At 70.6% G+C, this 9,118-nt stretch carries 3 protein-coding genes and 1 rRNA gene; all 4 read left to right on the top strand.

Annotation, left to right across the window (positions count from 1 at the left end; all coding sequences use genetic code 11):
- Nucleotides 1-116 precede the first annotated feature (116 nt).
- The 4 genes from rrf (at nt 117) to D1648_RS12145 (ending at nt 9,096) form a co-directional block, all read left to right on the top strand.
- A 5S ribosomal RNA gene (rrf, locus tag D1648_RS12160) occupies nt 117-233 on the top strand.
- A gap of 352 nt (nt 234-585) precedes the next feature.
- The gene (locus D1648_RS12155; RefSeq protein ID WP_122942200.1) at nt 586-1,593 is read left to right on the top strand and encodes a polyprenyl synthetase family protein; all 1,008 of its coding nucleotides are present in this window, start codon (nt 586-588) and stop codon (nt 1,591-1,593) included.
- 248 nt (nt 1,594-1,841) lie between these two features.
- Complete coding sequence (locus tag D1648_RS12150) at nt 1,842-8,060, top strand: Ig-like domain-containing protein (RefSeq protein WP_122942198.1); 6,219 nt, start codon at nt 1,842-1,844, stop codon at nt 8,058-8,060.
- Nucleotides 8,061-8,121: 61 nt separating this feature from the next.
- Nucleotides 8,122-9,096, top strand: a complete 975-nt coding sequence (locus D1648_RS12145; RefSeq protein WP_164518703.1) for a MoxR family ATPase — start codon at nt 8,122-8,124, stop codon at nt 9,094-9,096.
- The last annotated feature ends 22 nt before the right edge of the window (nt 9,097-9,118 follow it).

The following is a 9,118-nucleotide window of genomic DNA, read 5'->3' as shown; positions in this document are numbered from 1 at the left end:
TCTTTGCGTGTGTTGTTTGCTGTGTGTGTTCGCGTCCACTGTGCGGTTCTTGAGGAACAACCCCGCTGTCCCAGCGTTTCGATGTTGGGGTGGGTGGCTGGTTGGTCTCGTCGTGTTACGGCGGTCATAGCGTCGAGGAAACGCCCGGTTCCATTCCGAACCCGGAAGCTAAGCTCGATCGCGCCGATGGTACTGCACTCGGGAGGGTGTGGGAGAGTAGGTCGCCGCCGGACATCTTTTATCGGGAGTGGTGGAGTGCTGGAACCCCGTCAGGGTGTTCGCCTCCACCACTCCCTTTGGTCATGCCCGAAACCGGACACGCCCGTCCGGGGCTGTTCTGGTGAGCACCGGGAACGCGGAGAGCCCCGGCTGCACCGCCGGGGATCTCCGAGGATCATCTGCTCTGTGCGGAGGGGAGCCGGGCGGGCCGCGGCCCTGTCGCAGTTCCCCCGGTCACCTCGCGGGCCTTCGGGCCGCTACGGGATCGCTCCACCCCGGTAGACTCGTCTGTCGTGCCGCACCGTCCGGGTGCGCTGTCCGCATGCCGGATCCTGCCAGGGGACCGGTCCGAGCTCCAGGAGTGTCATGCCGTCCACGCTGCCGGGTGTCCCCGACATCGACGATCAGCTCGCCTCGGGCATCGTCGAGCGCCTGGACACCATCGAGCACCGGCTGCGCGACTCCGTCGCGAACTCCGACGACATGATGCGCTGGACCGCGCGCCATCTCATGGACGCCGGCGGCAAGCGCGTCCGACCCATGCTCGTGCTGCTCGCCGCCTCGTTGGGCGACGTCGACGCCGAGGGCGTGGAGGACGCGGCGGTGCTCGTCGAGCTCACGCATCTGGCGAGCCTCTACCACGACGACGTCATGGACTCGGCGCCCACGCGTCGCGGCACCGACAGCGCCCACGCCCTGTGGGGCAACAACGTCGCGATCCTCACCGGAGACTTCCTCTTCGCCCGCGCCAGCGGACTCAGCGCCCGCATCGGCGCGGACGCCGTGCGCCTGCACGCGCAGACCTTCGAACGGCTCTGCCTCGGGCAGCTCCACGAGACCGTCGGCCCGCGAGAGCAGGACGATCCCTTCGAGCACTACATCTCCGTCCTCTCGGACAAGACGGCCTCGCTCCTGTCCCTCGCCGGTCACCTCGGCGCCACCCTCGCCGGTGCTCCTGCGGGCAGCGGCGAGATCATGCGCGACTACGGGGAGAAGGTCGGCGTCGCCTTCCAGCTCGCCGACGACGTCCTCGATCTGGAGAGCGATGCCGCCACGAGCGGCAAGACCCCCGGCATCGACCTGCGTGAGGGTGTGCCGACCATGCCGACCCTGCTCGTGCGCCGCCGCGCCGCTGCGACGCAGGACGCACGCAGCCTCGAGATCGTACGACGCCTGGACAGCGATCTCAGCGATGATCGCAGCCTCGGGGAGCTCGTCGCACTGCTCCGCGAGGACCCCGCCCTCGAGGAGACGCGCACGCTGGCCCAGCGCACCGCCGACGACGCGGTCGCCATCCTCGACCAGCTGCCCGAGGGGTCCGTCCGCGACGCCCTCCAGACGTTCACCCGCACGCTCGTCGAACGCCGCAGCTGAACGTCCGGCAGCACGTCGACCGTCCCACCGGTCCATCAGGCGTCCACCGCTGGGCGCAGCCGTGCCGTAGGACAGGCTCCTCCCGGGCGTCCCCATGAACCGCACCGTATGGTCCAGGCGCCTACGGGACGGTAGGGTGGCGGGGGTCGCGCGCGGATCCTGGGACTGCGGGGGTCGTCCCGAGGGGGATGCAGCAGGGTCGAGACGTCAGCTCGCGAGCAGTTCGTCCGTCACCTGGGGGTACCACCATGTCAGTCACCGCGGCACCGTCGCGGCGCCGAGTCCGGCGCACGACGGTCGTCTCCACGGCGGTCCTGTCGGTGGTGGCGCTGGTCCTGACCGGCTTCGCCCTGAACTACGACGGCCTGTCCTCCTCCGAGGTGGAGGTCTCCGACGGCGGCGTCTGGGTCAGCAACGGGGACCGCGGCCTCATCGGCCGGCTGAACGTCGACGCGGGGGAGCTCGACGCGCGACTCGCCTCCACCGGCCAGGACCTGGACATCATCCAGTCCGGCTATCACGTCTTCGAGACCGGTCCGCGCGGCATGACGCCGATCAACACCGCTGCGGTCTCCCGAGCGGGGCTGGTCGAGCTGCCGCCGGAGTCCATCGTCCGCATCGGCGGTGACCGCGTCGTCATCGCGGCCCCGGACGGCCGGGTCTGGATCCTCTCCCCGCAGGAGGCGGCCGCGTTCAGCCCCGCCGCCGTCGACCCCGTCCACGAGACCGGGTCCGGCGCCCCGCCGGTCGCGGTCTCGATGAGCGGGGACGTGTACGTGCTGGACGGGGAGGAGCTGCTGCGCTTCCCGCGCACGCCGAAGACTCGTGACACCACGGCGGACAAGCCCTTCGTCGCCGGGAACCTCTCCAGCGATCCGGCGCAGGTCGACCTCACCGTCGTCGGCGACGTTCCGGTGATCATGGACCGCGAGAACCGGAAGCTGCGCCTGGGCACCGAGATGAAGGACTACCCGCTGGAGGAATACGGCATCTCCTCCCTCGAGGTCGGGGAGCTCCAGCAGGCCGGCCCCTCCGCGAAGGACGTCGCTCTCGCCACCGCCGACACGCTGCTGCTGATCCCGCTGAAGGGCGGGAAGGCGCAGGAGATCCCCGCCGGCGGCACCGGCTCCGAGGTCGTCCCGCCCGCGCAGGTCGCCGGCTGCGCCTACGGGGCCTGGGGCGGTTCCCTGCGCTACGTCCGCGCCTGCGAGGGACAGGAGCCGGTCATCGATGCGATCCCGGGGGCGGAGCCCGGAGCGGACCTCTCCCTGCGCCAGAACCGCGACCTCGTGGTCCTCAACGACCAGAGGTTCGGTCTGTCCTGGGAGATCATGGACTCGATGCAACTGGTCGACGACTGGGTCATCGACCAGGACCTCCAGACCGACCAGTCGAAGGAGAAGGAGGAGGAGACCCTCACCACGACGATCGAGAACGTCGCGGCGGAGCGCGACGAGGAGAACCGGCCCCCCACCGCCGACGACGACACCTTCGGCGTGCGCGCCGGTCAGAACGTGGTGCTGCCGGTGACGCGCAACGACGTCGACCCCGACGGGGACGTGCTCACCGTCGCCGTCGAGGGCGACCAGCCGGATGCCGGTCAGGTCTCCGCGATCACGGGCGGGACGCAGCTGCAGATCCAGGTGGCCGACGACGCCTCCGGCACCGACACCTTCACCTACCAGGTCAACGACGGCCGCGGCGGGAAGGACACCGCGACCGTCACCCTCGAGGTGCGCGCGGAGGGGGAGAACTCCGGCCCGCAGTCGGCCGAGGAGACGATGGCCAAGGTGCAGGTCCGCTCGGGGCAGGACGTCAGCATCAACATCCTGCCCTACTGGGAGGACCCCGACGGCGACGCCTTCTACCTCGCCAACGCCGAGGTCGAGCCCCAGGACCTGGTCTCCTTCCGTCCGGACGGACTGATCACCTTCAACGATGCGGGGCGCTCCCCGGGCACGAAGCAGGTCCAGCTCACCTTCCGCGACGAGCACGGCGAGACGGGGGAGGGGACGCTCGAGATCGAGTCCGTCACCGACGACGACCTCCCGCCGATCACCACCGCGGACCACGTCAGCGTCGTCGCCGACCGCACCACCACGCTGAAGCCGCTGGCCAACGACCTGAACCCCAACGGCGGAGATCTCGAGCTGATCAGCCTGGGCGAGTCCGAGGGGCTCGAGGTCGACCCGGCCCTGGACGCCGGAACCGTGGACGTCACCGGGGCCGTGCCCGGCACCCACTATCTCGAGTACACGGTCGGGGCCAGCGGAGGCAGCACCACCTCGCTCGGCCTCATCCGCATCGACGTGGTCGAGCCGGAGGCCGAGAACCTCCAGCCCGTCGCGGTCGACGATCTCGGCACTGTCACCACCGGTGCCGACACGCTCGTGGACCCGCTCGAGAACGATGTCGACCCGACCGGCGGCGTGCTCGTCGTCAACTCTCTCGAGGTGCCCGAGGACAGCGGGCTGAAGGCCACCGTCGTCGACCACCACCTGGTGCGGGTCGAGGCGGAGCCCGGAGCGACGGTCTCCGCGGAGCCCGTGCCCGTGACCTACGAGGTCTCGAACTCGGCCGGGACCTCCACCGGCACGATCCGGATGATGGTCGCGAGCACCGACACGCAGTTCGCGAACCCGGAGGCGGTCCCCGACCGCGCCGTCGTCCGCGCCGGGGACATGGTGAACATCGACGTCATCGCCAACGACGTCTCGCCCACGGGCGCCGACCTCCACCTCGGCCGGATCATGGACACCGAGCGGGCCGACGAGCTCGGGCACACCGAGCCGCACCAGGACATGGTGCGCTTCCGCGCGGACGACGACGCCAGCGGGGAGGCCGTCGTCCAGTACGAGGTGATCGACGGCACCGGCCGGACCGGCTCTGCCCTCGTGCACATCACGGTCATCCCGCGCGATGCGGAGAACACCCCGCCGCGCCCGCAGAACCTCACCGCCCGAGCGGTCGCCGGGACGTCGGTGCGGATCCCCGTGCCCACCACGGGCATCGACCCCGACGGCGACTCGGTGATGCTCACCGGCGCCGCGAGCCCGATGCCGACCCTCGGCGAGATCACCGACGCCACCGGCGAGTGGATCGAGTACCTGCCCCATGAGGACTCCGTCGGCACGGACCGCTTCCGCTACCAGGTGATGGACCGCCACGGCGCGGTCGGCACCGCCGAGGTGCTCGTCGGCGTCGCCGCGCCGACCGAGCGGAACCAGGCCCCCTACGCGGTCGACGACACCGTCGAGGTGCGCCCCGACCGCGAGGTGCAGGTCCCGGTCCTCGAGAACGACACCGACCCCGAGGGCGATCCGCTCGGGATCGTGCGCGAGGACGTCCAGGCGACGACGGAGATCGAGGTGATCGACCCGTCGGAGGACGCCGAGGACAACCTCGTCACCATCACCACGCCGAGCGAGGAGGGCACCCACACGGTGCTGTACTCCGCGACCGACGGGCAGCTGAAGTCCAGTGCGACCGCGACGATCAAGGTCGCCGAGAACGCGCCGCTGCTGGCCCCGGTCGCGGTGGACGACTTCGTCTCCGCCGAGCAGGTGCTCGATCCGCAGCGCGAGGTGATCGAGGTCGACGTGCTCGCCAACGACTACGACCCCGACGGCTCCACCAGGGACCTCGAGGTCGAGCTCGACGGCAGCTACGAGGGGGCCGAGCTGCGCGAGGACGGCACCCTGCGGATCACGCCGCAGGAGGAGCAGCAGCGACTGCGCTACATCATCACCGACCAGGACGACCTCTCCTCCGCGGGCTACGTGTGGGTGCCCGGCACCGCGAAGCAGGCCCCCGTCTGGGTGGGCGATGCGGTGGAGGTCCAGGCCGGCGCCGAGGCGAGCATCGACCTGGCCGATCCTAGGAACGTCCGGGTGCGTCCGGGGGCCGAGGCCGTGCAGATCACCGATCCCTCGCTGGTGACCGCGACCCACTCCGACGGCGGCGAGCTCGTCGCGGACGAGACGACGCTGCGCTACCGGCCCGCCGCGGAATTCTCCGGCAAGGACACCATCAGCGTCGAGGTGACCGACGGTGCGGTGGGCGACGAGACCGCGGCCACCGCGACCCTCGCCATCCCCGTCGAGGTCGCGCCCGAGGACGAGAACCTCCCACCCAGCCTCCAGGGCGCGCAGCTCGACGTCGAGCAGGGCGAAGGACAGGCCCGGGTCGACCTCGCCGCCGGGGCTGAGGACCCCGAGGACGACGAGCTCGCCTTCGCCCTGGCCGGGGAGAGCTCGGACCCCGAGGTGGAGGTGGCCCTCGACGACTCGACCTTCATCGCCACGGCGACGCCCAAGGCCGCCAAGGGCACGGTGCTCGACGTGCCGGTGACCGCCGCCGACGGCACGAACGACCCCGTGGAGGCCACCGTCCAGGTGACCGTCACCGGATCGACGCGGCCGAAGATCACCGCCGCCCTCGACGAGGCCACCATCGATGCGGGACAGACGAAGTCGATCCCGGTGCTCGAGAACGACTCCAACCCCTTCCCCGGCGGGAAGCGGACGCTCGAGGACGCCGCGGTGACCTCCGGCCGCGGCACGGTCTCGCTCGACGGCGACAAGGTCTCGATCACCCCGGACGAGGACTTCCACGGCATCCTCACCGCCCGCTACTCCGTGCTGGACGACACCGGCGACCTGGACCGCAAGGCGACCGGAGAGATCCGGATCGTGGTGCGCGGCCTGCCCGAGCCGCCGTCCTCGCCGCGGATCGGCGAGGTCGGGGACGGCTTCGTGGAGCTGAACTTCAAGGCCGGGCCGGACAACGGCGCGCCGATCACGGGGTACACCGTGACCGCGGCGACCGGCGGCTCCGTGTCCCAGGAGTGCGAGTCGACCTCGTGCACCATCTCCGGGCTCACCAACGACACCGAGTACACCTTCCAGGTCGTGGCGACCAACGAGGTCGGGGACTCGGATCCCTCGGCGCCCTCGGCGACGGCACGCCCGGACGTGCGCCCCGAGAAGCCCGGCGCCCCGCGCGCCGAGCGCGGCGACGAGCAGCTGACCGTGACCTGGTCCGCGCCGGTGAACCGGGGCTCCGCGATCCAGAGCTACGAGGTGCAGATCCAGGACACCTCCGGCCAGGGCATCAGCTCCCAGACCGTCGAGGGCGGCTCCACCCAGACGGTGTTCCCCGGGCTGACCAACGGCCGTGAGTACCGCTTCCGCGTGCAGGCCTCGAACCTCGCCGACGAGCCCTCGGAGTGGTCGGACTGGTCCTCCGCGGAGCACCCGGCCGGCAAGCCCAGGGCCCCCGGCGGCACCCCCACCGCGGAGCGCGTCAACACCGCGCTCGGCGGCGCGGTCGAGGTGAGCTGGCCGGCGATGACCTCCGCGGAGGCGAACGGGGAGCCGATCACCCAGTACATCGTCACAGCCTCCTCGGGAGAGACGAGGAAGGTCGACGGCGATGCGACGACGGTGACGTTCCGGGACCTCGACCCGGATGCGAAGGTCAGCTTCACCTACACCGGCGTGAACTCCGTCGGCACCGGCACCGGGGCGTCGAAGGCATCGAACACCGTGACGCCGTGGGCGAAGCCCGCGGCGCCCACCGGTGTGAAGGCGTCGATGCCCAGCGAGGGCGAGGGCGACGGACCGAATGGTCGGGCTGAGGTCACCTGGAAGGCGGCCGACGGCAAGGGCACCACGGTCACGCAGTACGTGGTGCGCTGGAGCGGTGGATCCACGACGGTGGACGCGCCGGCGACCTCGGCCGACATCACCGGTCTCGAGAACGGCACCTCCTACAGGTTCACCGTCGAGGCACGCAACGGCTTCGCCGACGACGGCGGCATCAGCAAGCCCTCCGCCGAGTCGAACGCCGTGACGCCGTACACCAGGCCGGCCCAGCCGACCGTCAGCGGCAGCAACGGCAAGTGCACGTCCTCCTCGAAGTGCCCGGTCACCGTCAGGGCGAGCGCGGGCGGCAGCGACGGCGGGGGCGGTGGCAAGACCCTCCAGGTCCGCGTCGACGGCGGGGAGTGGACGAGCTCCGGGACGTCGTTCTCCAAGACCTACCAGGTGACGTCCGGCGGGAAGGTGACGATCGAGGCGCGGGTCAAGAACGCGAAGGGACTGGTCAGCGGCACCGTCAGCAAGACCCAGGGCGCCCAGACCTACACCCCGCCGGAGCCCACGTCCGACGTGACGTTCGGGACCACCCGGTTCAACACCATCTCCTGCAAGTCCGAGTACTGCAGGCAGGTCCACATCACGCTGAGCGACCTGGAGCCGGGCGAGACGTACGAGCTGCAGGCCGAGGTCGATCAACGTCCGGGGGACACGTTCTTCCCCGGGGGGCCCGTCGAGATCACGGCCAGGCAGGATGGCACCTGGTCCTCGGATGCGGAGGGCCATGAGTGGGCCTTCGGCTACCCGGGCGAGTCGTTCACGGTGACGGTCGACGGGAAGTCCGTGGGCACCTACGACTATCCGGAGTGATGCTTCCGCACGCCCCCACCGGCATCCCGTCCCTCCACGCGAAGAGAGCAGATCCCTCCCCATGAGCATGACCCCCGAACAGGCCCGCTGGTTCGCCGACACCTTCGACAAGCTCGTCCAGAGCGTCGGCCAGGCGGTGCTGGGCAAGAACGAGATCGTCCGCCTGGTGCTGACCGCGATGATGGCCCCCGGCCACGTGCTGCTCGAGGACGCGCCGGGCACCGGCAAGACCTCGCTGGCCCGGTCGATCGCCGCGACCGTGCAGGGCACCAGCACCCGCATCCAGTTCACCCCGGACCTGCTGCCCTCCGACGTCACGGGCGTGACGATCTACGACCAGAACACGAAGTCCTTCGAGTTCCACAAGGGCCCCGTCTTCGCCAACGTCGTCCTCGCCGACGAGATCAACCGCGCCTCGCCCAAGACCCAGTCGGCGATGCTCGAGGTGATGGAGGAGGGACGGGTCACCGTCGACGGCGTCACCCACGAGGTCGGCAACCCCTTCATGGTGATCGCCACCCAGAACCCGATCGAGCAGGCCGGCACCTACCGCCTCCCCGAGGCACAGCTGGACCGCTTCCTCATGAAGACCTCGATCGGATACCCGGACCACGCCTCGAGCGTGCAGATCCTCCAGGGCTCCGCGCTGCGGGACCGGTCCCGACAGCTCAGCCCGCGCATCTCCCTGCAGGCCGTGAACGACATGACCCAGCTCGCCTCCACCGTGCACGTGGACCCGGCGGTGCTCGAGTACGTCTCGCGCCTGATGGAGGAGACGCGCCTGGCCCCCGAGGTCCGCGTCGGCGTCTCCATCCGCGGCGCCCTCGCGCTCATGCGCACCGTGAAGGTGTGGGCGGCCGTGAACGGCCGCCACTACGTCATCCCCGATGACGTGAAGGCGCTCGTCGAGCCCGTGTGGCTGCACCGTTTCGTGCTCGACCCCGAGGCGGAGTTCGCGGGCACCACTGCGAAGTCCGTCATGACGAAGATCCTCAGCGAGGTGGCGCCTCCGCAGGCGCGCCGGCAGTCGGCATGAGCTTCCGCCACCGGCGTCCCCG

The sequence above is a fragment of the Brachybacterium sp. EE-P12 genome (assembly GCF_003711805.1).
Taxonomy (GTDB): Bacteria; Actinomycetota; Actinomycetes; order Actinomycetales; family Dermabacteraceae; genus Brachybacterium.
Note: the sequence above shows the minus strand (reverse complement) of the source record. Positions and strands in the feature narration are given on the sequence as shown.